This window comes from Nocardiopsis sp. NPDC055879, assembly GCF_053615935.1.
In genome coordinates this window covers 1-2,644 of record NZ_JBSHCT010000072.1, presented here as the reverse complement: position 1 = coordinate 2,644, position 2,644 = coordinate 1, and the positions used below count along the sequence as shown (strand labels likewise).

1 protein-coding gene is annotated in these 2,644 nt (G+C 67.2%); it reads right to left on the bottom strand.

Going from position 1 to position 2,644, the window contains the following annotated elements; translation table 11 throughout:
- Nucleotides 1-118: 118 nt before the first annotated feature.
- A partial coding sequence (locus ACWGKS_RS29760; RefSeq protein ID WP_452525047.1) for a hypothetical protein occupies nucleotides 119-2,644 on the bottom strand: 2,526 nt, incomplete at its 5' end.

The window sequence follows — 2,644 nt, the reverse complement described above, 5'->3', positions numbered from 1 at the left end:
GGACCAGCGGTCCCTCACCCTGCTCGGCCACGTGCAACCGCAGCCCGTTCACCTCGACGTGGTGGTGCTTGAGGTCCATGTCGGTTCCTTTCGTGCCCTTGTGGTCGGCGGAGGTCGGTCAGCCCGGGACTCGCAGGCCCGCCAGGTAGCGCCGGTGGTTCTTTCTGTGACTTCGGTAGGCCAAGGCCAGGAACGTGTACACCGTGCTCAAGCTCATGACGGCTGCGCCAAGGGGATCCAGCCAGAACGAGAACACCGAGAAAGCGCTCGCGGTGAACAGGGACAGGGGCGCGGTCACCACGGTCACCAGGTCGCGGGCCCGAGATCGTCGTTCCGCGAGGGCCGCGGAGAGTACCCCGGCCGCAGCGGGACCCCAGAAAGCGGTACCGAGTAGGAGGCCGGGAAAGGCCCGAAGACTCAGCGGCCATCGTCGACGGGCCTTCGCGGTCAGCCACGGTAGGAGCGCCAGGGCTAGAGACAGTGATACACCGCCGGTAGTCAGGACGAACGTCTCGAATCGGATGGGAGCGGACATTAAGAAGAAGAGCGGGACGAAGCAGTGGACCAAGTTGAACGCGTAGGGCCCGAAGACCAGGCCGGTCTCGAACCCGACCGGGGCGTCCCGCCGGGGGACGAGGCTCGAGAAACAACTGTGCACGACCATGGGACGCAAGTCCCCACGTGCCTCCGTGGTCTCACACCAGTCCGACTCCAGGTCCCCGTCCGGGGTCAGCCCTCGTGTGAGCATGGTGCGCCAGTATTCCGGGTCGTCGCCACGCTCGATCCGGCGGTGGGCCAGGCCTCTCAAGATGGAGCCGCGACCTGTGGTGGCCCCGGCCCGGGCTATTCGTTCGGCCTCACGATGGTCCCCCTTTTCCTCTTCGAGATGGACGTAGTGCTCTAATAACGCGGCCGGCGCGGAGGCGTCGGGTGGGCCCTCGAGGCCGGCCGCGGCACGTAGGGCGGCGACTCGTTCCGGACCGGTGCCATGCCCGAGGGACAGCTCATGGAAACGGGCGGCGTTGGCCCAGTCGCCTTCGAGCTCCAACTCTTCGGCCTGTTCGGACCATGAGCCATAGCACTGGTGTTCACGTAACCACCGGACCGAGAGCAGGGCCAGGTCCGGGCGAGCGGCCTCCAAGAGCGGATCCACCGGGGATATGGCGTCGGACATGAACCGGATGTCCTGGGGGAACTCTGAGGCGGGGGTCTCGGCGAATGAATCGACGACGTCTTCGGCCAAGTGCATCGCACCCGCTCGCACCACGTGGACCAGAACGCGCTGGGCATGTCCTTGCGCGCGCCAATGGTAGGAGCGAAGGCGGGAGCGCAAGAGGGTCCTCGGCCTACCCCATGTGAATTCGGAACGTTCGAAGGCGCCCCTCGAGTCTGCGACTTCCGCACCGAGAAATCCCAGCAGGGCGGGCACCCTGGCGTGCTCTCCCGAGTTCAGGTATCCGCGCACCAGGGAAGGGACGGCCCCCGAGCCGCTGACGCGCAGCGACAACTCCTCCAACTCGTTGGCGGCCGCCGGCTCTCCTTGGTTCCGGTACAGGTGGGAGGTCCAGGCCAGGAGGATGCCCAGGTGTCCGTGGTGGTGTTCCTCTGTCCCGAACATGAACGTCCGGGGGTGGCCGGCAGGGCGGTCCGAGGCCGTCCCTACCCCGTGGGTGAAACCGGGGACACCACCGACCCGCGCGGCCAGGTGGCGGGCCAGAGTGATCGGTGTGCCGTCCCTGAGGTGACGGGCCAACTCCCCTGTTGTCTCCCGCTGGGAGTCCTCGCCTTCGCGCCCCTCTTCCCAGGACGCGGGTGGGGTGAAACGGTGCAGATAGCGCAGGAGCGCTTCGTCGATGAACTCACCATTCCGGGGCCACAGGACCCGGGCACGTTCGTCGTCTCCCGCGGCCTTCGCCGCCCATGCCAGGAAGCACAAGAGCGGCCCGTTCCACCAAGGGGCCCCGGGACGACGCATACGTTCCGCCGCCTCGACCGCCGCCGGTTCGGTCAGTAGGCAGCCGACGATCTCCTCCAACGCCACCTCATCGAGATCGTCGGCGGCCAGTACATCGATCGCCTCCGCACGGTACCCCTGCTCCGTGAGGATTTCCGCCAGGATGCGTACAACCTGTGGGTTCTCGTTATGCTCCACGGACCGGCGCGCCAGGTGTTCCGCGGTGGCCGTGTCCCCCCGACGTCTCAGGTATCGGATGAGGATCCTCTGAACCTCCGTGAGGTGGAGCCGGTCCTCACGGTCGGATGCCCCCGTGCCGCCTTCTGGGAACGCCAGGCGTTCGGCTCCCGCCAGGTCCCCACGGCGTAGGCGAAGACGCAGCGCGAGCTCTCGGGTCAGGGAGTCGTCGAGGTCATTCAGGAGTCGTTCGACCACCTCCGTGCGGCCGGAGACCGCCAGCGATTCCAAGCTCGAGAGGAGATCCCACACCCTGGTGCCGGCCTGGACGGCGAGTTCGAGGAAGCGGGCACCGGAGTCCAGGTCCTTGGCTGAGAGCGCGGCCTTGGTGATCTCGCGGAGGACTTCCGGATCCCCGGACTCGGCGAGGGCCTCGATGAATTCGGGATGCGTCGGCCATCCCTCGTAGGTGTGGGGACTACTCGGGCCCCGGAAGGGGGCCATCGGTTGCAG